We start from the raw sequence: 25,638 nt of genomic DNA, 5'->3' as shown, positions 1-25,638 counted from the left end.
GCCACCCGGGACGCCTCAACGCCGTTCGATGACGCCCTCGCGCCGCAACCGGCCGAGCCAGGCGTTCATAGTGTGCCGGGGCACCCCGTACTGCCGGGCCAGCTCGGTGACGCTCGCCGCCTCCCGGTACGCCTCGACCAGCTCGGCCACGTCCGGCATCCGCCGGTAGTTGCGGGTGGCCCGGTCGGCGGCGCCGGCCGGCTCCGGTGGTGTGGCCGCCCGGGGTCGGGGCACCGGCCGGGCCTCCACCGTCGACCCGACCGCCGGCACGTCGTCCGGCCGGTGCGGACAGAGGTTGAACGCGGCGGCGATCGCGGTCAGGTCGACCGGGGGCAGGCTGGTCGAGGAGATCCCGCCGTCGGTGCCGGCCCGGACGTTCACCTCGACGATCCGGGGCTCCGGCGTGGTCTCGATGCGCAGGATGGTCGTCGACCCTCCCGGCTGTGACTCGATGGTCACCGTGTACTGCGTCATGGCGCGACTCCCGGCCAGGCTCTGACCGTCCTGACCGGTCGGCCGCAGGATACGAGATAGATCAATTCGGGAATTATGGCACGTCGGCGGACGGCCCGGGGGCCCTCACGGCCGGTGTCGCCGCCCCGACCGTGGGGTCCGCCGGACGGTCCCAGGTCACCGGCAACTCGTGCACGCCGTAGTGCAGCATGTCGTCCCGCATCGGGATCTCGTCCGCCGGACGGGCCAGCCGCAGCGACGGGAACCGGTCGAACAGCGCCGGGCAGGCCACCCGCAGCACGGCCCGGGCCAGGTTCTGGCCGATGCACTGGTGCACGCCGTGGCCGAACGCCACGTGTCCCCGACGGTCCGCGGTGATGTCCAGCCGGTCGGGGTCGGTGAAGTGCGCGGGGTCCCGGTTCGCGGCCGGCAGCGCCACCACCACCGTGTCGCCCGCGCGGATGCGTACGCCGCCCAGCTCGACGTCCTCCAGCGCGGCCCGGCTCGCCCCCAGGTGCGAGATGGTCAGGTGACGCAGCAGCTCCTCGACCGCGCTGTCCACCAGCTCGGGTCGGGCGCGCAGCAGCGCCAGCTGGTCCGGGTGGCGCAGCAGCGCGTACGTGCCGAGCGCGATCATGCTGGCGGTCGTGTCGAACCCGCCGCCGAGCAGCGCCCAGGCCAGGTTCACCCGCTCGGTGTCGGTCAGGCTGTCGTCGCGGGCGAGGTCGCCGAGCAGGTTCGCCCCCGGGTCGACGCGCGCCGCCGCGACCAGCTCCCGGAGCACCCCGTCGACCACCGTGCAGGCGGCGATCAGCTCCTCGACGGTGTACGACATCCGGGACAGCACGGCGAACTGGGCGGCGAGGGTCTCCTGCGCCGGCGTCGGCACCCCGACCAGCTCGCACATCACCCGCACCGGCACCGGCTCGGCGAACGCGGTGACCAGGTCCACCGGGCCGGTGGCGGCGGCCATCCGGTCCAGGTGCTCGTGCGTGATCCGGGTGATCATCGGGGTCAGCTCGGCGACGCCGCGTACGGTGAACCGCCGGTTGAGCACCCGCCGGTAGCGGGTGTGTTCCGGCCGGTCCATCTTGATGAACGCGCCCGGCGCGGCCGGTGGCGGCGTGTAGTCGTCGATCGGGAACGGTGGGGGGATCGGCAGGCCGATCAGTTCGTTGCGGTGGCTGAACCGGCTGTCGCTGAGCACCCGCCGGGCGTCGGCGAGGCGGGTCACCAGCCAGCCGACGCCGTCCCCCGGCCCCACGGTGAGCCGCAGCGGCGCCACCGGGCGGTGCTCCCGCAGCGCGGCGTACCCGTCGGGCGGGTCGAAGGGGCAGCCCCGCCGCACCGGCAGGGTGACCGGCTCGTCGGCGGCGGTCGCCGTGACCGGCGGTGCGGTGTCGGTCATGCCGCCACCTCCGTCCGCAGCCGCTGCTCGACGGCGTCGGCCGCGCGGACCGCGCCGCCGGCCGCGAGGACGTGTTCCCGCATCCGCTGCACCCGCTCCCGGATGGCCGGGTCGGCCGCGACCCGGTCCACCGCGTCGCGCAGCGCCTCGGCGGACGCCTCGTCCCGCCCGACCACCCGGGCCAGCCCCAGCTCGGTCAGCCGGCGCGCGTTGACGTGCTGCTCCGGGTGGTGCGGCACCACCACCATCGGCACCCCGGCGTGCAGCGACTCCATGATGCTGCCCATCCCGGACTGGCAGAGGAAGACCGACGCGTGCGCCAGCACCGCGCGCAGCGGCACCCAGCGGTGCGCCTCCACGTTCGGCGGCAGCTCGCCCAGCTCCGCCGGGTCGACCCGGGCGCCGAGCGCGATCACCACGTGCCAGGGCTGCCCGGCGAAGGCGCGGACGCAGTCGCGGAAGAAGTCCGGCCGGTTGTTGACCGTGGTGCCGAGCGAGACCAGCAGCACCGGGTTGCCGTCGGCGGGCGGCTGCCAGCCCGGCCCGTCGTCGCTCTGCCCGGTCGGGCCGACGAAGACGTGCCGCTCGTCGAAGGTGTCGCCGGCGAACTGGAACTCGCGCGGCAGGAAGGCGAGGGTGAACTCCTCCCGGCCGTGGAAGAGCTCCACCTGCTGCTGTGCGGGCAGCCCGCTGCCGGTGACCGCCTCGGTCAGCCGGGTGGCGAACTCGGCCAGGGCCGGGTGCGCCGGGTCGATCTGCCCGGCGAAGTCCTGGTGCTGGTCGGAGAGGTTGAAGTGGTCGTTCGAGACGAAGGTGGGGCAGAGCTGGATGCTCGGGCGTCCCCACCGGGCGGCGAGCAGCCGTCCGGTGAGCCAGAGCGTGGTGTCGTAGACGACGGCGTCCGGGGGGCCGGCGAGGCGCGCCTCGATCGTCGGCAGCACCGCCAGGCTCGCCTTCAGCAGCTTCAGCGGTGCCCGGGCGCACTCGTCGGCGTCGATCACGTCCGGCGGCGGGTCCGACGGCGGCGGCGGCTCGTACGGGTGCGCCTGCGCGCCCGTGGCGCGGACCCGGTCGGCGAAGTCGTCGGTGGCGAAGCAGGTCACCCGGTGCCCTCGGGCGACCAGCTCGGCCAGCACGGGCAGCACCGGCATCATGTGCCCGTACGCCGGATAGGGCAGCACGAGCAGGTGCCGGCCGGTCATGCCCCGACCAGCCGGGCCTCGATGGTGTCCGCGGCGAGCGACGGGCCCTTGCGGGCCGCGATGGCCCCCGCCAGGTCCGCCACCCGCCGTCGTACGCCGGTGTCGTCGCGCAGGCCGAGCACCGCGTCGCGCAGCCGGTCGGCGGTCAGCTCGGCGGGCGTGAGGCAGCGGCCCAGTCCCAGCTCGACCACCCGGGCGGCGACCAGGTCCTGCTCGCCGGTGCGGGGCACCACCACCGGCGGCACGCCGAAGGAGAGCGACTCCATCGTGCTGCCCATGCCGGCGTGCGACACGAACGCGGAGGCGTGCTCCAGCACCGACAGCTGCGGCACCCACGGGCGGGCCTCCACGTGCGCCGGCAACGGGCCCAGGTCCTCGGGGGTGACCAGGCCGCCCAGCGACATCACCACGTGCCACGGCAGGTCCACCAGGGCGGCGAGGGCGTCGCGGTAGAAGGCGAGCTGGTTCTCGTACCCGAAGCTGCCGAGCGCGACCAGCACCACCGGCCGGTCGTCGCCCGGCGGGGTCCACGCGCCCTGGTGGGCGCGGTCGCCGATGCACGGCCCGACGAAGACGAACCGGTCGTCGAAGGTCTCGATGCCGGGCTGGAACTCCGGCGGCACGAAGACCAGCGTCTTCGCCTCCGGGGCGCCGGCGAAGTCCTCGTTGGACAGGTGGCCGAGGCCGTTCTCGTCCAGGGTGCGGCGCATCAGCTCCCGCTCCCGGCGCAGCGCCGGATGGTCCGGGTCCGGCGGGGTCATGGTCGCGGCGAGCGCGGCGTACGGGGAGAAGGTGTCGCTGGAGACGAAGGTGGTGGCGGTCAGCACCGACGGCAGGTCCCAGGCCCGGGCCAGCAGCCGGCCGGTGGCGTAGCCGAAGGAGTCGTAGACCATCACGTCCGGCCGGTCGGCGTCGAGGCGGCGCTTCACCTCCGGCAGCGGGGTGAACACCTCCGCCAGGTGCACCGCCGCCGCCTCGGCCATGTCGTCGCCGGTGATGGTCGACGGGATGGCGACGGTCGCCCACGACTTCGGCACCACCGACTCGTAGCCGATCACCTCCGCGCCGGTCGCCGCGACCACGTCCGCGAAGTGCGACGCGACCACGTACGTCACGCGGTGGCCCCGCCGCACCAGCTCCGCCACCACCGGCAGCGTCGGGTTGACGTGGCCGTGGGCCGGATAGTTGAAGAACGCGATGTGGCGGCCGGTCATGAACGCTCCCTGTCGGTGTGGTGGGCGTGGGCGGCGATCAGCGACTCGACGGCGTCCGCCGCCCGGGCCGCGCCACCGGCGGAGTGCACGTGGTCGCGCATCCGCGCCACGGCCGCCCGGATGCGCGGGTCGCCGGTGATCTCCTCGACCGCCGTGCGCAGCTTCTGCGGGCTGGTCTCCTCGCGGCGCATGACCCGGCCGAGGTCCAGTTCGGCCGTCCGGCCGGCGATCACCCGCTGGTCGACGTGGTAGGGCACCAGCACCATCGGCACGCCGTGGAAGAGGGACTCCATCACGCTGCCCATCCCGGCGTGCGTGACGAAGCCGGCGGCGTGCCGCAGCACCTGCGGGTGCCGCAGCCACTGGTGCGCCTCGACGTTGTCGGGCAGCGGGCCGAAGTCCTCCCGCCGCACCCGGTGGCCGAGGGTCAGCACGACGTGCCACGGACCGTCGGCGAGGGTGTCCACACAGAACCGCAGGAACTCCGCCTGGTCCGGAGTGTACGAGCTGCCCAGCGAGAGCAGCAGCACGTCCCGCCCGTCGGCCGGCGGGGTCCAGTCACCGGCGGTCGGCTCGTCGGTCAGGCACGGGCCGACGAAGGTGAACCTCTCGTCGAACGTCTCCGGGGCGAGCTGGAACTCGCGGGGCAGGAAGACGATGTTGGGCCCGTGCTCGGCGCCGAACCCGTCGATCGACACCCCGGCCAGGCCCCGGTCGGCGAGCAGCTTCTCCCGCCGGGCGATGAACTCGGCGAACCGCGGGTCGGCCGGGTCGACCGGCTCCGGCGGCGGCCCGGTGACCTCGCGGCTCTGCCGCTCCGACATGGAGAAGCCGGGGCTGGAGGCGACGGTGGGGCAGAGCTGCACCACCGGGACGTCCCAGGCGCGGGCCAGGATCCGTCCGGCCTCGGAGGCGGCCAGGTCGTGCGCGATCAGGTCGGGCCGGTCGGCGGCGAGCCGGGCGACCGCCGCCGGCAGCGGCGCGACCGCCTCCGCGAAGAAGGCGAGGATGTTCTCCACCGGCGACCCGGTCGGGCCGTCGGCCCAGGGGAAGTCGGACTCGTACTCGACCACCTCCGCGCCGCTTTCGGCGACCAGCTCGGCGAAGCGGGCCACCACGAAACAGGTCACCCGGTGGCCGCGGCGGACCAGCTCGGCCAGCATCGGCACCGCCGGGGCGATGTGCGCGTACGCCGGGAAGGTGAACACGGCGACGTGTCGCGGTGCGTGGTCGGTCGGGCGGCGGTCCGGGTCTGCGTCCACGCCGGGGATCATGTACCGGCTCCGTCGGGCGGCGGCAGGGCGTGGCCGGCAACACTAGGGCGTTCGCTAGATGTGCCAACGGTGGCGGTGGACGCTCTAGGGGATCCCTCACTGCCACCTCGCCGATACTGCCGGCATGTCGGTGAAGGCGAGCAAGGAAGAGCTGCAGGGGCTGACCGATGACTGGCTGGCCCGGGACCTCGACGCGTGGACGCGCCACGTCCTGCGCCGTCACTTCGATCCGGAGGGCGGGTCCGACTACTGGCTGAAGCGTCGCGCCGAACTCGACTTCGACCCCCTGGAGATCACCCGGTACGACGAGCTGTCCGCGTTCGGCAACTTCGACCTCGCCGTCCTGCGCGACCTGGACCCGGCGGACTTCGTCCCGCGCAGCGTGCCCCGGCCGCTGGCCGGCCGGGTGTGGGAGTCCGCCGGCACCACCGGCAAGCCGTGCCGGGTCCACTACACCGAGGCGATGTCGGTGCACTGGGCGGCCTGGCGGCTGCGCGGGCGGCAGATGGTCGGCTTCCGGCCCGGCGCCGTCTGGATCGACGCCTGCCCCAGCGGGCCGCACCTGGTCGGTGAGGAGGCCGACCAGCTCGCCGACATCGACGGCTCGATGGTCTATTCCGTCGACCTCGACCCCCGCTGGATCAAGACGCTGATCCGGGGCGGCCAGCTCGCCGAGATGAACCGGTACGTCGACCACGTCATCGAGCAGGTCACCGACATCCTGGAGAGCCGGCCGGTGGACTACCTGCGGACCACCCCCGCGGTGGTGCAGGCCCTGATCAACCGGCGTCCGGAACTCACCGCGAAGCTCTCCGGCGTCTATCTCGGCGGCACCCAGCTCACCCCGGACGCCTGGCAGCGGTTCTCCGCCGCCATGCCGGACGGCGTCATCGGCGCCACCTACGGCAACACCTTCGGCAACGCCAACGGCCTGCCCTCGCCCGACGGCGGCGAGACGCTGCCGTACGTGCCGAACTTCCCGCACACCACGATGACCGTGGTGGACCGGGAGAACCCCGACCGGGTGGTGGAGTACGGCGAGGTGGGCCGGGTGCGGCTGATGGTGCTGCACGAGGACCTCTTCCTGCCGAACGTGCTGGAACGCGACCAGGCCATCCGGTTCCGCACCTCCGACGAGTGGCCCTGCGACGGCGTCGCCAACGTGGCGCCGCTGCAGATCAGCACCGACAAGCCCGAGGGCCTGTACTGAGCGACCCCGTCGGGCACCGCCGGACCAACGACCCCCTGGTCCGGCGGTGCCCGACGGCGCGTCCGCGTCACTTCGACATCCCCCGAGGAGCGGCGGCATGTTGCGCACCGACTTGATCAGGCCGCTGCACGAACTGCTCGCGGAGCACGCCGACCGGATCGGGGAGCGGACCGCCTTCGCCGACGGCCGGCGCGCCGTCACCTGGCGGCAGCTGTGGCAGCGGACCGGCCGGCTCGCCGGGCACCTCGCCGCGCTCGGCGCGGACCGGGGTGACCGGGTCGCGCTGCTGCTGGGCAACCGGGTGGAGACGGTGGAGAGCTACGTCGCGGTGGCCCGGGCCGGCGCGGTGGGCGTACCGCTGAACCCGCATGCCACCGACGCGGAACTCGACCACCTGCTCACCGACAGCGGCGCGGTGGTGCTGGTCACCGACCCGGTCCACCTCGACCAGGTCACCCGGCTGCGGCCCCGCCACCCGCACCTGCGGGTGGTGCTCACCGGCGACGACGCCGCCCCGGAGGGCGTACGCCGGTTCGAGGAGCTGGCCGGCGGCGAGCCGCCGGCGCCGGCCCGCGACGACGCGGACCTGGACGCCCCCGCCTGGATGCTCTACACCTCCGGCACCACCGGCCGCCCCAAGGGCGTGCTCTCCACCCACCGCCGGTCGATGTGGGGGGTGGCGGCCTGCTACGCGCCGATCCTCGGGCTCGACGGCGACGACCGGGTGCTCTGGCCGCTGCCGCTGTCGCACACCGTGTCGCACAACCTCGGCGTGCTCGGGGTCATCGCGGTCGGCGCCACCGCCCGGATCATGGACGGGCTGGCGGTCGACGAGATCGTCACCGTGCTGCGCGAGGACCGGACCACCTTCGTCTGCGGCGTCCCGACGCTCTACCAGCACGTGCTGGAGGCCGCCCGGGCCGACGGCGGCCTGGGCAGCTCGGCGCTGCGGGTCTGCATGGTGGCCGGCTCGGGCTGCTCGGCCGCCCTGCACGAGTCCTTCGCGGACACCCTCGGGGTCCGGCTGATCGACAGCTACGGCAGCACCGAGACCGGCGGCCCGATCACCACCAACTCGCCCACCGGCCCCCGGGTCCCCGGCTCCTGCGGCCTGCCGGTGCCCGGCCTGACCCTGCGGCTGACCGACCCGCGTACCGGGGACGAGGTGCCGGCCGGCGGCGAGGGCGAGGTCTGGGTGGACAGCCCGGCGGTGATGCTCGGCTACCACGGCCGCCCCGAGGAGACCGCGCAGGTGCTCTCCGACGGCTGGTACCGCACCGGCGACCTGGCCCGCCGCGACGCGGCCGGCTTCCTCACCATCACCGGCCGGGTCAAGGAGCTGATCATCCGGGGTGGGGAGAACATCCACCCCCGCGAGGTCGAGGACGTGGTGGCCGGGGTGCCCGGGGTCGTCGAGGCGGCCGTCGCCGGGCAGCGTCACGAACTGCTCGGCGAGGTGCCGGTGGCGTTCGTGGTGCCCGGCCCGCAGGGCGTCGACCCGGACCTGGTGATCGCCACCTGCCGCCGCGAGCTGTCCTACTTCAAGGTCCCCGAGCAGGTGTACGAGGTGGACCGGATCCCGCGTACCGCGATCGGCAAGGTGCTGCGCCCGGCCCTGTTCGACCTGCCCGCCCGGCTCCGGCTCGGCGCGGCGAGCGTCCACGACGCGCTGCTGCGTACCGAGTGGACGCCGGTGCCGCCGGTGCGGGACGCCGCCCCCGCCCGCTGGACCCGCTACGGCGACGACGACGGCGGCCCGTACGACGTCGTCCTGCTGCCCTGCCTGTCGGACGCGGCCGGTGACCCGTACCCGGCCCTGCGGCGGCTGGTGGAGCTGGTGGAACGCTGGCTCGCCGAGGAGCCACCGGCCGGCACCCGGCTGGTGGTGGTGACCCGTGGGGCGGTGGCCGCCACGCCGGACGAGGAGGTCCGCGACGTGGCGCACGCCCCCGCGTGGGGGCTGCTGCGGTCGGTGCAGGCGGCGCACCCGGACCGCCTCGTCATGGTCGACCTGGACCCCCGGGTCTGTTTCGACCCGGCCCGGGTCGTCGAGGCGGCCGGAGCGGGGGAGCCGCAGGTGGCGCTGCGCGGCGACGACGTCCTCGCCCCCCGGCTGACCCGGGTGCCGGCCACGCCCACCGGCGGTCAACCGCCCGAACCGGACCCGGACGGCGTCGTCCTGGTCACCGGGGTCACCACCGACCCGGGCCCGGACCTGGTCCGGCACCTCGTCACCCGGTACGCCGTCCGGCGGCTGCTGCTGCCCGTACCCGGCGGCGCGGCGCACCCCACCGTCGTACGCCTGGCCGCGGAGCTGGCCGGGCACGGCGTGGAACTGTCGGTCCCCGACTGCGCGCCGACCGACCCGGGCGCCCTCGCCGCGCTGCTCGACGGCCTGGACCGGCCGCTGACCGGGGTGCTGGCCCTGGACGACCCGACGGCGCCGCTGCCGGCCCGGCTGGACGCCGCCGCGCAGCTGCACGACCTGGTCGCCGCGCAGCCGCTGCGGCTGCTGGTGACCTGCTCCCGGGCCGCGGACGTGCCCGGGGTCGACGGCACCGGCGACGACGCCGCCATCACCGCCTGGCTGGCCGCGGCGGCCCGCAACCGCCGCGCCGCCGGCCGACCCGCCACCTCGGTGGCGTGGGCCCCGTGGACCGACCGGGCCGGGCGGGGCACCCTCTCCCGCCAGCAGGGGACGGCCCTGTTCGACGTGGCGGTCGCCGGTGACCCGGAGGCCCTGGTGGCGGCCCGGCCGGAGCTGACCGCACCGCTGCCCGGGCCGGTGCCGGGGCTGCTGCGCGCGCTGGTCGGACCCGGGATCGCCGCCGGACCCGACGCCGTGCTGCTGGCCCGCCGGCTGGCCGCCGCCGACCCGACCGGCCGGACCCGGATCCTGGTGGACCTGGTCCGCGCCGAGATCACCGCCGTGCTCGGCCTCGACGGGACCGACCGGGTCGGCACCGACACCGCGTTCAAGGACCTCGGCTTCGACTCGATGAGCGCCGTCCGGCTGCGCGACCGGCTCTCCGCCGCCGTCGGGGTGCGGCTGCCGGCCACCCTCGCCTTCGACCACCCGACCCCCGACGCGGTGGTCGGTCACCTGCTGACCGAACTGTTCGGGTCGGGCAGCGACGAGCCGGCCGCCGCGCCGCCCGACAGCACCGACGAACCGGTCGCCGTGGTGGCGGTCGGCTGCCGCTACCCGGGCGGGGTGGACTCCGCCGAGGCGCTGTGGCGGCTGGTGGCCGACGAGACCGACGCGCTGGGCCCGTTCCCCACCGACCGGGGCTGGGACCTGGGGAACCTCTTCGACACCGACCCGGACGCCGCCGGCCGCAGCTACGCCGCCGAGGGCGGCTTCCTGTACGACGCGGACCTCTTCGACGCCGCCCACTTCGGCATCAGCCCCCGCGAGGCGCTGGCCACCGACCCGCAGCAGCGGCTGCTGCTGGAGTGCGCCTGGGAGGCGTTCGAACGGGCCGGCATCGATCCCACCTCGGTCAAGGGCAGCCGGACCGGCGTCTTCGCCGGGGTGATGTTCGGCGACTACGGCACCCGGCTGGCCGACCGGGTGCCCGACGGGGTCGAGGGCTACCTCGGCAACGGCAGCGCCGGCAGCGTCGCCTCCGGTCGGATCGCCTACAGCTTCGGCCTGGAGGGGCCGGCGATCACCGTGGACACCGCCTGCTCGTCGTCGCTGGTGGCGCTGCACCTGGCCGCCCGGTCGCTGCGGTCGGGGGAGTGCACCCTCGCGCTGGCCGGTGGGGTCACCGTGATGGCCACCCCGTCGCCGTTCGTGGAGTTCAGCCGGCAGCGGGCCCTCTCGCCGGGCGGCCGGTGCCGGGCCTTCTCCGCCACCGCCGACGGCACCGCCTTCGCCGAGGGCGCCGGACTGCTCCTGCTGGAACGGCTGAGCGACGCCCGCCGCCACGGCCACCCGGTGCTGGCGGTGATCCGGGGCAGCGCGGTCAACTCCGACGGTGCCAGCAACGGGTTGACCGCGCCGAGCGGCCCCGCCCAGCAGCGGGTGATCCGCCAGGCGCTCGCCGCGGCCGGGCTCACCGCCGCCGACGTGGACGCGGTCGAGGCGCACGGGACCGGCACCACCCTCGGCGACCCGATCGAGGCCCAGGCCCTGCTCGCCACGTACGGCCGGGACCGGGACGCCACCGCCCCGCTCTGGCTCGGCTCGCTGAAGTCCAACATCGGCCACACCCAGGCCGCCGCCGGGGTCGGCGGCGTGATCAAGATGGTGATGGCGCTGCGGAACGGCCTGCTGCCGCGCACGCTGCACGTCACCGAGCCCAGCGGGCACGTCGACTGGTCCGCCGGCGCGGTCCGGCTGCTGACCGGGGCCCGCCCCTGGCCGGAGACCGGCCGACCGCGCCGGGCCGGCGTCTCGTCGTTCGGGGTCAGCGGCACCAACGCCCACCTGATCCTGGAACAGGCGCCGGAGAGCGACCCGCCGACCGGCACCGTCGCCGACCCGACCGCCGCGCCGTGGCTGGTGTCGGCGAAGAGCGACGCCGCGCTGCATGCCCAGCTCGACCGGCTGGCCGACGCGACCACCGGGCTCGACCCGTGGGACGTGGCGTTCACCCTGGCCACCGGGCGGGCCCGACTGGAACACCGGGCCGCCCTGGTGGGCGGCGACTTCGCCCGGGTCCGCACCGGTCGCGTCCGCGACGGCGGGCTGGCGGTGCTCTTCACCGGCCAGGGGGCGCAGCGCCCCGGCATGGGGGAGGCGCTGGCCGCGACTCACCCGGCCTTCGCCGAGGCGTACGACGAGGTCTGCGCCGCCCTGGACCGGCACCTGGACCGGCCGCTGCGCGAGGTGGTCCGCGACGAGCCGGAGCTGCTGGACCAGACCGGCTGGACCCAGGTCGCGCTCTTCGCGTTCGAGGTCGCGCTCTTCCGGCTGCTCACCTCGTGGGGCGTACGGCCGGACGCGGTCGGCGGGCACTCGATCGGCGAACTGACCGCCGCCCACGTCGCCGGGGTGCTCACCCTGGAGGACGCGGCGGCGCTGGTGGCCGCGCGGGGTCGGCTGATGCAGGCGCTGCCCGACGACGGGGCGATGGTGTCGGTCCGGGCCGGTGAGGACGAGGTCCGTCCGCTGCTGACCGACGGCGTCGACCTGGCCGCGGTGAACGGCCCGCAGGCGGTGGTGGTCGCCGGTGACCGGGCGGCCGTGCTGCGACTGGCCGAGCAGCTCGCCGCGGCCGGGCGGGCGACCCGTCGGCTGCGGGTCTCGCACGCCTTCCACTCGCCGCTGATGGACGCCATGCTGGAGGACTTCCGCAAGGTCGCCGAGAGCGTCACCTTCGCGCCGCCGCGCCTGCCGGTCGTGTCGAACCTGACCGGTCGGCTCGTCGGGGCCGACGAGCTGGGCACGGCCGAGCACTGGGTGCGGCACGTCCGGCGCACCGTCCGGTTCGCCGACGGCGTACGGGCCCTGCACGACGCGGGGACGCGCACCTTCCTGGAGATCGGGCCGGCCGGCGTACTCACCGCGCTGGCCCGCGACTGCCTGCCGGACGTCACCGACGACGAGGTGGCCTTCGTGGCCGCCCAGCGGCGTGACCTGAGCGAGCCGCAGGCCCTCGCCAGCGCCGTCGGCGAGCTCTTCGTGGCCGGGGTGGACCTCGACCCGGCCGCCGTCCTCGCCGGCACCGGGGCACGCCGCGTCGACCTGCCCACGTACGCCTTCCAGCGGCGGTCGTACTGGCTGCACGCCCGGCCCGGGGCGGACGACCCGGCGGCGCTCGGTCAGCGCCCGGCCGGGCACGCCCTGCTCGGTGCGGCCGTCCGCCTCGCCGACACCGACGGGGTGCTGCTCACCGGCCGGATCTGCGGCCGGAGCCAGCCGTGGCTCGCCGACCATGCGATGGCCGGCACGGTGCTCTTCCCGGGCACCGGCTTCGTGGAACTGGCCGTCCGGGCCGGCGACGAGGTCGGCGCCGACGTGCTGGAGGAACTGGTCGTCGAGACCCCGCTGGTGATCCCTGAGCAGGGCGCCGTCCGGCTTCAGGTGCGGGTGGGCGGGCCGGACGACGCGGGCCGCCGGCCGGTCACCGTGCACACCTGCCCGGAGGAGGCCGGCGCCGAGGTGGACACGGTGTGGACCCGGCACGCCAGCGGCGTGCTGGCCGCCGCCCCGCCCGATCCCGCCGCGACACCATCCACGGTGGACGTCTGGCCCCCGGCCGGGGCCGAGGCGGTGCCGCTGGACGGCACCTACGACCGGCTCGCGGAGCAGGGACACGGCTACGGCCCGGCCTTCCAGGGGCTGCGGGCGGTGTGGCGGGGCGCCGACGAGGTGTACGCCGAGGTCGCCCTCCCCGTCGCCGCCGACGGGTACGGGCTCCACCCCGCCCTGCTCGACGCCGCCCTGCACGCCGACATCGTCACCGGTGCGCCGGTCGACGGGGGCGGCCCGCGCCTCCCCTTCTCCTGGCACGACGTGCGGCTGCACGCCACCGGCGCCACCGCGCTGCGGGTGCGGCTGCGACCCACCGGCGACGGCGGGGTGGGCGTACGGGCCACCGATGCGGGTGGGCGGCCGGTGGTCACGATCGGGGCGTTGCGGACCCGGGCCGTCTCGACCAGCCCGGCGGGTGGGGTCCCGGCCACCGTCCGCGAGGCGCTGTTCCACCTCGACTGGCCGATCCTGCCGGTGACCGCTGACGTCCGGGACCGGCGCTGGGCGATGCTCGCCGAGGCGGACGCGGACGGCGTGACCGGGTTGCCCGCGTACCCGGGGGGCGGGTCGGCGGAGTTCGTCCTGCTGCCGGCTGTCGGCACGGCGACGGGGGAGGTGCCGGCGGCGGAGGCGGTGCACGACGCCCTGCACCGGGTGCTGCGGCTGACCCAGGCGTGGCTGGCCGACGAGCACCCGGCCGACGCCCGGCTGGTGGTGGCCACCCGGGGCGCGGTCCGGGTCGGGCCCGACGCCGACCTGCCGGACCTGACCCACGCCGGGGTGTGGGGGCTGGTCCGCTCCGCGCAGACCGAGAACCCCGGTCGGATCGTCCTGGTCGACCTCGACCCGGCCGCCGACCCGGTCCCCGATCCGGCGGTGCTGCGCGCCGTGGCCGCCGCCGTGGAGTCCGGCGAGGAGCAGTTCGCCCTGCGGGCCGGGGCGGTACGGGTGCCCCGGCTGGCCCGGGCGGTGGGCGTCGTGCCGACCCGCCCGGTGACCCCGCTGGACCCGGACGGGGTGGTGCTGGTCACCGGCGGCCTCGGCCAGCTCGGCCGGGTCTTCGCCCGGCACCTGGTGGATCGGGGCGCCCGCCGGCTGCTGCTGCTCGGCCGCGGCGGCGACCCGACCGGGGCGGGTGCCCGACTCGCGGCCGACCTCGCCGACGTCGGCGTACGGGTCGACGTCGCCGCCTGCGACGTCGCCGACCGGGACGCGCTCGCCGCCCTCCTGGCCGGCCTGGACCGGCCGCTGACCGCGGTCGTGCACGCCGCCGGGGTGCTGGACGACGGCGTGTTCGGCGCGCTGACCCCGCAGCGGGTCGACCGGGTGCTGCGCCCCAAGGTCGACGCGGCGCTGCACCTGCACGAGCTGACCCGCGACGCCGACCTCGCCGAGTTCGTGCTCTTCTCCTCCGTCGCCGGTGTGCTGGGCGGACCGGGCCAGGCCAACTACGCCGCCGCGAACGCGTTCCTCGACGCGTTGGCGGGGCACCGGCGGGCCCGGGGGCTGCCCGGGACCGCCCTGGCCTGGGGGCTCTGGGCGACAGCCGACGAGGGCGGCATGGCCGGCACGCTCGCCGCGACCGACCGCGCCCGGATGGCCCGCGACGGGATGCGCCCGCTCGACGTACGACGCGGGGTGGCGCTCTTCGACGCGGCCCGGGAGCTGGCCGAGCCGGTCCTGGTGGCCGCGGCGCTCGACCAGGCCGCGCTGCCGGCGCAGGTGCCCGGGCCGCTGCGCGGCCTGCGGCGCCGGCCGGCCCGTCGCAGCGTCGACGCGGACGGACCCCGATCGGTGGACCTGCGGCAGCGGCTGGCCGGCCGGAGCGACGCCGAACAGGAGAGCCTCCTGCTCGACCTGGTCACCCGCGAGGTGGCCACCGTGCTCGGCGCGGAACCGGGCAGCGTCACCCCCGATCAGCTGCTCAGCGACGCGGGCTTCGACTCGCTCACCGCGGTGGAGCTGCGCAACCGGCTCGGTGCCGCCACCGCGCTGCGGCTGCCGCCCACGCTGGTCTTCGACCAGCCCAGTCCGCGCCGGATCGTCGGGCACCTGCGCACGGCGCTCGCCGCCGACGCACCGGCGACCGGGGCGCCGACCCCGACCGGCGCGACGGACCCGGACCCGACCGGGACGGTCGGCGCGCTGTTCCGCGACGCCTGCCTGGCCGGGCGTACCGGGGCGGGCTTCGCGTTCCTGCGCGGCGCCGCCCGGCTGCGGCCGACGTCCGACTCGGTCGCCGAGCTGACCCGGGGGCTCACCCCGGTCCGGCTCAGCTCCGGCGACGGCACCCCGCTGGTCTGCCTCAGCTCCTATGTGGCGCGGGGCGGCGTGCACGAGTACGTGCGCTTCGCCGCCCGGTTCCGGGGCGAACGCACCCTGTGGGCGCTGCCCAACCCCGGGTTCGCCGCGGCGGACCCGCTGCCGGCGGACCGGTCGGCCGTCGTGGACGTGCAGTCCGCGCTGGTCGGCGACGTGGTCGGCGACGAGCCGTACGTCCTGGTCGGCGCCTCCTCCGGCGGGGTGCTCGCGCACGACGTGGCGGCCCGGCTGGCGTCGGCCGGCCACCCGCCGGCGGCGCTGGTGCTGATCGACACCTACCCACCGACCACCGTGGAGTCGGCGCTCAACCCGTTCCGCGACGCCCTGGTCGGCGGCATGTACGCCCGCCAGGACGCGCTGGCCCCGATGGACTTTCCCCGGCTGACCGCGATGAGCTGGTACTTCGACCTGTTCGAGGGGTGGCGGGCCGACCCGTCACCGGTGCCCACGCTGCTGGTGCGGGCCGCCTCGCCGCTGCCCTCGGTGGCGGCCGGCGCGCCGTGGCGCACCCGGTGGCCGGACGCCGACAGCACGGTCGACGTGCCGGGGGACCACTTCACCATGCTGGAGGCGCACGCCGACACCACCGCGCAGGCGGTGCGGGAGTGGATCGGCGCGCGTCCCGGCCGGTAGACACCGGCGGGAGCGGGCGGTCGGGGGAAACGGTCCGCCCGCTCCCACCGGCCCGGCACCTCCCGCCGGTGGGGTCAGAGCACCACGCCGTGCTCGAAGACGGCGGCGACGGCCCGGGGCAGTGCCGCCGGGGAGTCCACGAAGACGGCCGGGAACGGGTACCGCAGGGCGTTCATCACCGGGGACGGGCCCACCACCAGGGCGAGCTGCGCGCCGTGCCGCTTCATCTCCCGGCTGACGTGGACCACGCTGATCGGCTTGACCACGTTGTCGACGAACATCTCGCGGATCTCGTCGGCGGTGCGCAGGGTCCGCTGCTCCAGGCAGGAGCAGACCGGCAGCACCGGGTCGGCGAAGGTCACCCCGTCGAGGTGCGCGCGGCTCTGCTGCCGGGCCGCCTCCCGCAGCGGGCTGTGCACCGCCAGGTCGGCCCCCTCGGTGACGGTGACCATGCCCGCCGGCTGTTCGGCGGCGTACTTCTCCAACGCGTCCCGGTAGCCGCTGAGCATCACGATCCGGACCCGGCCGCCCGTGTCGGTGCCGAAGTCGCTGCTGACGTACACCCCGTCGCGGCCGGCGACCTCGGCCTCCGGGTCGGCGTCCGGCGGCAGGTACGCCGAGGCGATCCCCTCGGCCCGGTCGGCGTCGTCCCGCTCGGGGCGGTGCTCACCCCGGGCCAGCAGCTCCATCAGCTCCCGCCGCCCGACCGCGCCGGCGACGCACGCGCCGACCAGGCCGCCCAGGCTCAACCCGCCGACCATCGCCGGGCGCAGTCCCTGCGCGGTGAGCACGTCCTGGATGCCGAGCTGCGCCGCGGCCAGCCCGATCGAGGCCACCCGGATCTGCTCCGACTGGTCGACGTGGTCGCCGTCCTGCCGCAGCAGCAGGTCCACGTCCACGCCGGTCCACGCCGCGGCTTGGGCGAACGACTCGCGCACCGCCGGGTACGCGGCGTGGAAGTCGAGCACCCCGCCCGGCTCGTACTTGAACAGGTTCGTGCCGAACAGGGACGCGAGGGCCACGACGCCACCTCAACTGGGGAAGGAGTTCACGATCGGCGACCAGGCTACGGAGGGGAATCGAGGGACTCTCCCAGACTTCGCCCGCCCCGCGGCCGGTTTCCGGCGGTCCGGTGCGCGGTTGCCGGTGACCCGGCGGCGGCGTTGGTACTGTCCCGCTCATGCCGATCGGTTATCTCGTGACGGTCGCCTTCGTCGCCTGGCTCACCTTCTTCGCCGCCGTCGCACCGCGCCGGCCGCGGCCGCTCGGGCGGATGAGCTTCTGGTTCGGACTGGCCGTCAACGAGCAGCCGTTCCTGGCCGGCTGGTGGCTGCTCGCCGCGACCGTGTTCACCTTCGCCGAGGGCGACATCGCACCGCCGGGCGGCTGGGTGGTGGTCGCGCTGGCCGGGCTCACCGCCGTCGGGTTGGCGGTCGTCGCCGTACGCGGTGCCCGTGCCACCCGCCCGGTCCGGGACGCCCTCACCGACGCCCTCGGCGCCGGCTGGCGGGACCGGGTGGGCGCCCCGGCGCTGCGCCGCCTGCGCCGGCACCGCCCGATCCTGCGGATCCTCCTCGCGCCGTTCGCGGTGCGGCGGTCCGACGTCGAGCGGATCGCCGACCTGCGCTACGGCGACGCCGGCACCCGCAACCTGCTCGACGTCTACCGGCACCGGTCCCGGCCGACCGGCGCACCGATCCTGATCCACCTGCACCGGGGCGGCTTCTTCAGCGGTCGCAAGAACCGCGAGGCGCGCCCCCTGATCTACCGGCTCGCCGGCCAGGGTTGGCTCTGCGTCAGCGCCAACTACCGCCTCCGCCCGCAGGTCGGCTTCCCCGAGCACCTGATCGACGCCAAGAAGGTGATCGCCTGGGTCCGGGCGCACGCCCACGAGTACGGCGGCGACCCGGACACCATCGTCGTCGCCGGCAGCTCCGCGGGCGCCCACCTCGCCGCGATGTCCGCCCTCACCCCGAACGACCCCGTCTTCCAGCCCGGCTTCGCCGACGCCGACACCTCGGTCACCGCCGCGGTCTGCCTCTACGGCTACTACGGCCCGCTGACCGCCGACCCACGGCTGCCCTCGGCACCCGAGGCGTACGCCGGGCCGGGCGCCCCGCCGTTCCTCGTGGCCCACGGCGACCGGGACGGCATGGTGCCGGTCGAGGGGGTCCGCGAGTTCGTCGCGCGGCTGCGCGGCGTCTCGGCCAACCCGGTGGTCTACGTCGAGCTGCCCGGCGCGCAGCACGCGTTCGACCTGTTCCACTCGCTGCGCTTCGACGCGGTGGTGGACGGCGTCGAGGCCTTCACCGCCTGGGTGCTGGCGACCCGGGCCACGCCGCGGGGCGCAGCGCCGGCCCGGGTCGCCGGCACGGATCAGACGTCGCGCAGGAAGTCGTCGTAGTTCCGGTAGTAGTCGGACTCGTCGTAGTGCTGGGACGCCAGCACCAGGCAGACCCCGTGCGCGGAGAAGTCCACCAGGTCACGCCAGACCATCGGCCCGACGTACAGCCCGGTGCCCGGGTCGTCCAGGTGGTACTCGGCCCGCTGGCGGCCGTCGTCGAGGCGGACGGTGAAGCTGCCGTGGACGGCGATGATCAGCTGCTCCAGCGCGCGGTGCGCGTGCCCGCCCCGCTCGGTGCCGCTGCGCGTGTCGTGCAGGTAGTACACCCGCCGGATGGGGAAACCGACGGTCGACCCGCCCTCGACGACCGAGAGTTTCCCCCGGTCGTCGGTGTGCTGCTCGATCTCGACGAGTCGACAGGGTTTCGTCCTGCCGACCGCCGTCCCGGTGATGCTCGCCGCCATCGCCACCTCTCTCGTCAATGGACCGTCCCGTCCCCTGCGGGGCCGGGGACGCTGTGCCCCCCCGCTTACTCCCGGGCCGCTCCCGTGACGTCCGCGTGCCGCGCCACCACCGCCGGCGCGTGCCGTACCGCGGTCCGGACGATCTCGCTGATCACCTTCACGTCGGCGGCGTCGACCTGCGGCCCGGTGGGCAGCGCGAGCAGCCGCCCGCAGAGCGACTCGGCGTGCGGCAGCGACCGGGTGTCCGGGCCGACGTACGGCTGCATCAGGTGCAGCGGCTGCGCGAAGTACGGCCGCGCCCCCACGTTCTCGGCGCGCAGCACGTCGAGCAGCACGTCCCGGTGCAGCCCGCTCTCCTGCGCCGCCACGGTGACCATCAGGTAGTGGTGGTTGTTGCGGTTCGCACCGTCGAACTCCAGCACCCGTACCCCGGGGATGCCGGCCAGCGCCCGGCGGTACTCGTCGTAGGTGGCCCGGTTCCGGGCGACCAGCTCGTCGAGCGTCTCCAGCGACGTGAGGCCCATCGCGGCCGACGCCTCGCTCAGCTTGCCGTTGGTGCCGACCAGGTGCACCGCGCCGTCCGGGCCGAAGCCGAAGTTACGGGCGGCGCGCAGCCGGGCGGCCAGCGCGTCGTCGTCGGTGACCACCGCCCCGCCCTCGAAGCTGTGCACGATCTTGGTGGCGTGGAAGCTGAACACCTCGGCGTCGCCCAGACCGCCGACCGGCGTGTCCCCGTAGGAGCAGCCCACCGCGGGCGCGGCGTCGAAGTACAGCCGCACCCCGTTGCTCTCGGCGATCTTGCCGAGCCGGGTCGCGTCGCAGGCCTGGCCCCACAGGTGCACCCCGATGATCGCCCGGGTACGCGGGGTGATGAGCTGCTCGACGTGGTCCGGGTCGATCAGACCGGTCACCGGGTCGACGTCGCAGAACACCGGGGTGAGACCCCGCCAGGACACCGCGTGGGCGGTGGCGGCGAAGGTAAGCGCGGGCACGATGACCTCGTCGCCGGGGCCGCCGCCGGTCGCCGGGTCGCCGACCAGCAGTTGCAGGCCGACCGTGGCGTTGCACACCGAGACGCAGTGCCGCACCCCGGCCAGCTCGGCGATCCGCGCCTCGAACTCGTACATCAGGGGGCCCATGTTGGACAGCCACTCGCTGTCCAGGGCACGGTTCATCCGGGCCAGGAACCGGTCCCGGTCGACCGGGTTGGGCCGCCCGACGACCCGGCCCGCCGCGAAGGCGGGGGCCGCGCCGAACAGGGCGAGCCGCTGTGTGTCAGATGTCATCCGAACGCTCTTTCTGCGAGCGGGATATCGCACGTGAGCTCGTCAGCGAAGTCGGCGCGGCGCGCGGTGTTGCGGACCCGCGACGCGCCGCCGCGTGGTCAGATCCGGCGTCGGTACGCCCGGATCGCCAGCGGCGCGAACACCAGGGTGAGGCCGAGCGCCCACCCGAGCGTCCAGTACACGGAGTTGCCGACCCGACCCCCGGACATCAGCGCCCGCATCGCGCTGGCCTCGTGGGAGATGGGGTTGACGTCGGCCCATGCCGCGAGCCAGCCGGGCATGGTGTCGGTCTTGACGAAGACGTTGCTGCCGAACGTGAGCGGGAAGAGCAGCACACTGCTGAACAGGTGCACCGTGGTGGCGGACTTGGCGAGCAGGCCGATCAGCATGGACATCCAGGCCAGCCCCATCCCGAACGCGCCGGCGAGGGCGAGCGCGCCGAGCGTCCGCAGCGGGTCGGTACGGATCTCGAAACCCTGGAGCACCCCGCAGGTCAGCAGCATGACCAGGCCGCCGAAGAAGCGCACCAGGTCACCGAGCAGGTGGCCCACCAGCGGGGCGGAGCGGGCGATCGGCAGGCTGCGCAGCCGGTCGAAGACCCCGTTGGTGATGTCCTGGTTGAGGCCCGCGCCGCTGCTGAGCACCGTCAGGACGGCGGACTGCGCGATCAGTCCGGGCAGCGCGTACTGGAGGTAGGTGTGCGAGTCGCCGGAGATCGCGCCGCCGAAGACGTACACCAGCAGCACGATCACCATCACCGGCTGCACCACGGCGAAACCGATGATCTCCACCGGGTTGGAGCGCAGGTGCGTCAGGTTGCGCCAGGCCAGGGTCAGACAGTTGCGGACCACCGCCGCCGGCCCGAGCGGGTGCCGTACCGGCGCCTCCGCGATCGCGCTCATGCCGCACCTTCCGTCGAGTCGTGTCCCGGGCGGGTGTCGTCCGCGCCGGGGGAGTCCGGTGCCGCGGGGCGGCGACCGCCGGTCAGGGAGAGGAAGACCTCGTCGAGGCTCGGCTGGCGCAGCGCCAGCGAGGCCAGGGCGATGCCCGCCTCGTCCAGCCGGCGCAGCACGGCCGCCGGCAGGCCGGTGTCGTTGACCTGGAGCACCAGCCGGTCGCCCTCGCGGACCGGCCGGGCCCCGGCGAGTTCCCCGACGATCGCCGCGGAACGCTCCAGCGACGCGGGGTCGGCCGGGACGAGTTCCAGGGTCTGCTGGTCGATCTTCGACTTCAGCTCGGCGGAGGTGCCGGAGGCGATCGCCACGCCCTGGTCGATCACCACGATGTCGTCGGCGAGCCGGTCCACCTCGTCGAGGTACTGCGTGGTGAGCAGCACCGTCGACCCGCCCGCGACGAGATCGCGCACGATGTCCCAGAGCTGGAACCGGCTCTGCGGGTCCAGTCCGGTGGTCGGCTCGTCGAGGAAGAGGACCGCGGGGTCGCCGACCAGGCTGACCGCCAGGTCCAGCCGGCGGCGCATGCCACCGGAGTAGGTGCTCGCCTTGCGGCCACCGGCGTCGGCGAGGTCGAACCGGTCGAGCAGGTCGGCGGCCCGCCGCCGCGCCCTGCCGCGGGACATGCCCAGCAGGCAGCCCACCATCACCAGGTTCTGGGTGCCGGTCAGTTCCGCGTCCACCGACGCGTACTGGCCGGTCAGGCCGATGATCCGGCGGACCTCGTGCGGGTGGCGCAGCACGTCGTAGCCGCCCACCCGGGCGGTGCCGGCGTCCGGCCGGATCAGCGAGGCCAGGATGCGGACCGCCGTGGTCTTCCCGGCCCCGTTCGGGCCGAGCACGCCGAGCACGGTGCCGGGGCTCGCCCGCAGGTCCAGCCCGTCCAGGGCGGTGACCTTGCCGTAGCGCTTGACCAGCCCCTCGGTCTCGAACGCGTACCTCATCACTGCACCCCTTCGACGGCGTGGCCGGACAGCGCCCAGTCGGCGTCCGGTCGTTCCCGCAACCAGCCCTCGACCACCTCGGCGGCCCGGGCCGGGCCGCCCGCGGCCAGCATGGCCTCGCGCATCCGCGCCACCCGGTCCCGGATGCCCGGATCGTCGGCGACCTGCTCGACCGTCGCCCGTAGTCGTTCCGCGTCGAACTCGTCGCGCGGCAGTACCCGGCCGAGCCCCAGCTCGGCGACCCGCGCGCCGTTGAGCGTCTGCTCCGGCGTGTGCGGCACGATCACCAGCGGCCGGCCGAAGAAGAGCGACTCCAGTACGCTGCCCATGCCGCCGTGGCAGACCACGACCGCCGCGTGCGGCAGCACCGCGCGGAACGGCAGCCACTCGTGCACCTCCAGGTGCGCGGGACCGGACCCGGTGGCCGGCAGGTTGCCCGGCCCGACCGTCATCACCACGTGCCAGCGCCCGTCGGCGAACGCGGCGCCACAGGTACGGAAGAACTCCGGCCGGTCGTTCACCTCGGTGCCCAGCGTGATCAGCGCGACCGGCCCGGTGCCGGACGGGTGGCGCCACGAGCCGGTGCCCGGCTGGTCGGTGGCGAAGCTGTGCCCGACGAAGGTGTACCGCTCGTCGAACGTCTCGCCCCGCGGCTGGAACTCACGCGGCAGCAGCGCCAGGTTCCGCCGGTCGAAGTTGGCCAGAAACGACCACACCTCGTCCGGCTCCCGCCCGTCGGCGGTCAGCTGCGCGGTCACCAGGTCGATGCACTGCTGGACGTGCTCACCGGCGCCGTCGAAGACCTCCAGCGCCAGCGAGAAGTGCTCGTTGCTCGCCACGTACGGGAAGAGCTGCCCGGTCGGGCGGCCCCACCGGCGGGCGGCGGTGCGGGCGGTGAAGAAGCTCTCCAGGTCGTAGAGGACCAGGTCCGGCACGTCGGCCGCGAAGGCGGCCAGCGCACGCGGCAGGATCACCTCGATCGACTCGCGCAGGAAGGCCAGGCCCAGCGCCCCGATGTCCTCGCCGGACACCGCGCCGTGCCCGGTGGCGTCCCGCCGCCAGGCGTAGTCGACCACCCGCGCGCCGACCGCCGTCACCGACGCGGTGTGCCGCTCCTCCACCACGTACGTCACCCGGTGTCCCGCCGCGACCAGGTGCCGGCTCAGCTCCAGCGTCGGGTTCACGTGCCCGTAGCCGGGGAACATGAAGATCGCGACGTGCGTCATCGGGACGGCTCCTAACCTTCACGGCGGGGTGGCCGGGCCACCGCGCGGGATGCGGACAGCGGACGGGTGGTCAGCGCCGGGCGGCGACCGGCCCGGCCAGCCGCTCGTCGATCACCCGGATCACGTCCGCCGCGTGCTCCACCAGATAGAAGTGGCCGCCGGGGTACGTCTTCAGCTCGAACCCGCCGTCGGTGTGCGTCTCCCAGGCGGCGACCTCGTCGAGGGTGGCCTTCGGGTCGCGGTCGCCGGTCAGGGCGACCACCGGACAGCGCAGCCGCGCCCCACCGGCGTGCCGGTACGTCTCCGCCGCCCGGTAGTCGTTGCGGATGGCCGGCAGCACCATCCGCAGCAGCTCGTCGTCGCCGAAGACCCGCTGGTCGGTGCCGGCGAGGGTACGCAGCTCGGCGATCAGACCGGCGTCGTCGCGCAGGTGCACCCGCTCGTCCCGGTGCGCCGACGGCGCGCGCCGACCCGAGGCGAAGAGCCGCTCGGGGCGCAGCCCGCCGGCCTCCAGCCGCACGCCCACCTCGTAGCCGAGGGTGGCGCCCAGGCTGTGCCCGAAGATCGCGAAGGGACGGTCGACGGTGGCCCGGACCGCCTCGGCCACCCGGTCGGCCAGCTCGCCGACGGTGCCGATCATCGGTTCCCGCCGACGGTCCTGGCGGCCCGGGTACTGGACGGCGAGCACCTCCACGCGCGGGCTGAGCGCCTGCGCCACCGGGTGGTAGAACGGCGCCGAGCCTCCCGCGTGCGGCAGGCAGACCAGCTGGAACTCCGCGCGGGGACTCGGGAAGAACCGGCGGATCCACGAATCGGTGTCAATCATGCTGCCCTCTCTGGTCGCGAGCACGGCCAGCATGTCGGCGGCGGCGCCCCGGGGGCGCTCCGCCGGCCGGCAGTCTAGGGAAATTCGCCGAGTGTCCGGCCGTCGCGGGCCCGGGCTGCGGGTCTGAGTGAACCCCTAGAGTGCGCCCGCCGTCCCTAGGCCGGCCGCGGCGCACATGGTCATCTGGGACACCGCCCCGGGTCGCACCCGGTCGCCTCGACCGGGGAAGACGACTCACGAACCGGAGAGGGTTCCCATGCCGCCCACCACCGGAATCGGCGTTCCCCGCCACGAGGAGCAGCAGTTGCAGGAGCGGCTCGCCCGGTCCGCGAGCGCGGTCGACGGGGTGGCCACCAGCACCGAGCAGTTCGAGAAGTGGTTCGCCGACCGACTCGCCGCCCAGGTGCACGAGGTCGTGCCGATTCCCTTCCGTGACCTGCGGAACTGGTCGTTCGCCGAGGGCACCGGAAACCTGGTGCACGACACCGGCCGCTTCTTCTCCGTGGTCGGCCTGCACGTCCGGGTCGACGACGGCCCGGTCCGGGAGTGGTGGCAGCCGATCATCCGACAGGCCGAGATCGGCCTGCTCGGCATCGTGGTCCGCGAGATCGACGGGGTCCTGCACCTGCTGATGCAGGCGAAGACCGAGCCGGGCAACCCGAACGGCGTCCAGCTCTCGCCGACCGTGCAGGCCACCAAGAGCAACTACACCGGCGTGCACCGGGGCCGCGGCGTCCCGTACGTCGACCTGTTCCGGCAGGTCGCACCGCACCGGGTGATCGCCGACGTGCTCCAGTCCGAACACGGCGCCTGGTTCTACCGCAAGCGCAACCGGAACATGGTCATCGAGGTCGGCCCGGAGGTGGAGGCCGGCGACGACTTCTGCTGGCTGACCCTCGGCCAGGTGCAGCAGCAGCTGCGCATCGACCACCGGGTCAACATGGACGCCCGGACCGTGCTGTCCTGCCTGCCCGGCCCGGCGCTGGACAGCGGCGTGCACACCGGCACCGAGCTGCTGCACTGGATCACCACGAACCAGGCCCTGCACGACGTCGACACCACCGTCGTCGGCCTGGCCGACCTGCCCGGCTGGCGTCGGTCGGACTGGTCCATCTCGCACGAGCGGGGCTGCTTCTTCAGCGTCCGCGCGGTCGACGTCCGGGCCAACAGCCGGGAGGTGGCCGGCTGGACCCAGCCGCTGATCGAGCCGCACGGCGTCGGGGTGGCCGCCCTGCTGGTCAAGCGGATCGACGGCGTCCTGCACGCGCTGCTGCGGGCCCGGGTCGAACCCGGCTACCTCGACGCCATCGAACTCTCCCCGACCGTGCAGGGCACCCCGGAGAACCACGCCCACCTGCCCGGCCTCGTCCGGGACCAGCTGCGGGACCTGGACCGGCTGCGCAGCCGGGGTCGGGTGCTCTTCGACGCGGAGATGTCCGAGGAGGGCGGCCGGTTCTACCACTCCCGCAGCCGCTACATGATCATCGAGGTCGGCGACGACCACCCGGACCAAGAGCCGGACGGGTTCCGCTGGGCGACGCTGCCCCAGATCACCTGGCTGCTCCAGCACCGTCACTACCTCAACGTGCAGGCGCGCAGCCTGATCGCCTGCCTGCGCGCCTGCGTGGACTGACCGGCCGGCGCGTACGTGGCGCAGGGGACGTTCGTGGCGCA

At 74.9% G+C, this 25,638-nt stretch carries 15 protein-coding genes and 1 pseudogene; 4 read left to right on the top strand and 12 right to left on the bottom strand.

Going from position 1 to position 25,638, the window contains the following annotated elements:
- Positions 1-15 precede the first annotated feature (15 nt).
- From ABUL08_RS12190 to ABUL08_RS12170, 5 genes are all read right to left on the bottom strand, one after another.
- Entirely contained in the window at positions 16-474 is a 459-nt protein-coding gene (locus ABUL08_RS12190; RefSeq protein WP_350937543.1) for a hypothetical protein, read from the bottom strand.
- A gap of 73 nt (positions 475-547) precedes the next feature.
- Positions 548-1,861 (bottom strand): cytochrome P450, encoded by a 1,314-nt coding sequence (locus ABUL08_RS12185; RefSeq protein WP_350937541.1) that lies wholly within the window; start codon positions 1,859-1,861, stop codon positions 548-550.
- Entirely contained in the window at positions 1,858-3,063 is a 1,206-nt protein-coding gene (locus ABUL08_RS12180; protein WP_350937539.1) for a macrolide family glycosyltransferase, read from the bottom strand. The genes ABUL08_RS12185 and ABUL08_RS12180 overlap by 4 nt, the downstream gene beginning before the upstream one ends.
- Positions 3,060-4,277, bottom strand: coding sequence for a macrolide family glycosyltransferase (locus ABUL08_RS12175; protein WP_350937537.1), 1,218 nt, complete (start codon positions 4,275-4,277; stop codon positions 3,060-3,062). Before ABUL08_RS12175 ends, ABUL08_RS12180 begins: the two co-directional genes overlap by 4 nt.
- Positions 4,274-5,539: a macrolide family glycosyltransferase gene (locus ABUL08_RS12170; RefSeq protein WP_350937536.1), complete on the bottom strand. Its 1,266-nt coding sequence runs from the start codon at positions 5,537-5,539 to the stop codon at positions 4,274-4,276. Before ABUL08_RS12170 ends, ABUL08_RS12175 begins: the two co-directional genes overlap by 4 nt.
- A 136-nt stretch (positions 5,540-5,675) precedes the next feature.
- Here ABUL08_RS12170 and ABUL08_RS12165 point away from each other — a divergent pair, with 136 nt between their 5' ends.
- Both ABUL08_RS12165 and ABUL08_RS12160 read left to right on the top strand, forming a co-directional pair.
- The gene (locus ABUL08_RS12165) at positions 5,676-6,761 is read left to right on the top strand and encodes a hypothetical protein (RefSeq protein ID WP_350937533.1); all 1,086 of its coding nucleotides are present in this window, start codon (positions 5,676-5,678) and stop codon (positions 6,759-6,761) included.
- 97 nt (positions 6,762-6,858) lie between these two features.
- A pseudogene (locus ABUL08_RS12160) lies at positions 6,859-15,885 on the top strand (SDR family NAD(P)-dependent oxidoreductase); the annotation flags it as partial.
- A gap of 110 nt (positions 15,886-15,995) precedes the next feature.
- Here ABUL08_RS12160 and ABUL08_RS12155 read toward each other — a convergent pair.
- Positions 15,996-16,943 carry an acyltransferase domain-containing protein gene (locus ABUL08_RS12155; RefSeq protein ID WP_350937528.1) on the bottom strand — a complete coding sequence of 316 codons (948 nt, stop codon included), beginning with the start codon at positions 16,941-16,943 and terminating at the stop codon, positions 15,996-15,998.
- 158 nt (positions 16,944-17,101) lie between these two features.
- Between ABUL08_RS12155 and ABUL08_RS12150 the strand changes: the two genes are divergently transcribed.
- Complete coding sequence (locus ABUL08_RS12150) at positions 17,102-18,325, top strand: alpha/beta hydrolase (protein ID WP_350937526.1); 1,224 nt, start codon at positions 17,102-17,104, stop codon at positions 18,323-18,325.
- Here the strand turns inward: ABUL08_RS12150 and ABUL08_RS12145 are convergent.
- From ABUL08_RS12145 to ABUL08_RS12120, 6 genes are all read right to left on the bottom strand, one after another.
- Positions 18,298-18,729: a sugar 3,4-ketoisomerase gene (locus ABUL08_RS12145; RefSeq protein WP_350937524.1), complete on the bottom strand. Its 432-nt coding sequence runs from the start codon at positions 18,727-18,729 to the stop codon at positions 18,298-18,300. The genes ABUL08_RS12150 and ABUL08_RS12145 overlap by 28 nt on opposite strands.
- Before the next feature lie 65 nt (positions 18,730-18,794).
- A complete protein-coding gene (locus ABUL08_RS12140; protein WP_350937522.1) occupies positions 18,795-20,015 on the bottom strand; it encodes an aminotransferase class I/II-fold pyridoxal phosphate-dependent enzyme in 1,221 nt (406 codons plus the stop codon).
- 98 nt (positions 20,016-20,113) lie between these two features.
- Entirely contained in the window at positions 20,114-20,917 is an 804-nt protein-coding gene (locus ABUL08_RS12135) for an ABC transporter permease (RefSeq protein WP_350937520.1), read from the bottom strand.
- On the bottom strand, positions 20,914-21,912 hold the full coding sequence (locus tag ABUL08_RS12130) for an ATP-binding cassette domain-containing protein (RefSeq protein ID WP_350937518.1): 999 nt from the start codon (positions 21,910-21,912) through the stop codon (positions 20,914-20,916). Before ABUL08_RS12130 ends, ABUL08_RS12135 begins: the two co-directional genes overlap by 4 nt.
- Positions 21,912-23,138, bottom strand: coding sequence for a macrolide family glycosyltransferase (locus ABUL08_RS12125; protein WP_350937516.1), 1,227 nt, complete (start codon positions 23,136-23,138; stop codon positions 21,912-21,914). The genes ABUL08_RS12130 and ABUL08_RS12125 overlap by 1 nt, the downstream gene beginning before the upstream one ends.
- A gap of 70 nt (positions 23,139-23,208) precedes the next feature.
- Complete coding sequence (locus tag ABUL08_RS12120) at positions 23,209-23,964, bottom strand: thioesterase II family protein (protein WP_350937514.1); 756 nt, start codon at positions 23,962-23,964, stop codon at positions 23,209-23,211.
- Positions 23,965-24,220: 256 nt separating this feature from the next.
- Here ABUL08_RS12120 and ABUL08_RS12115 point away from each other — a divergent pair, with 256 nt between their 5' ends.
- Positions 24,221-25,597: an NDP-hexose 2,3-dehydratase family protein gene (locus ABUL08_RS12115; protein WP_350937511.1), complete on the top strand. Its 1,377-nt coding sequence runs from the start codon at positions 24,221-24,223 to the stop codon at positions 25,595-25,597.
- Positions 25,598-25,638 lie beyond the last annotated feature (41 nt).

The sequence above is a fragment of the Micromonospora sp. CCTCC AA 2012012 genome (genome assembly GCF_040499845.1).
Taxonomy (GTDB): domain Bacteria; phylum Actinomycetota; class Actinomycetes; order Mycobacteriales; family Micromonosporaceae; genus Micromonospora; species Micromonospora mangrovi.
This window is presented reverse-complemented; position numbering and strand designations above follow the sequence as displayed.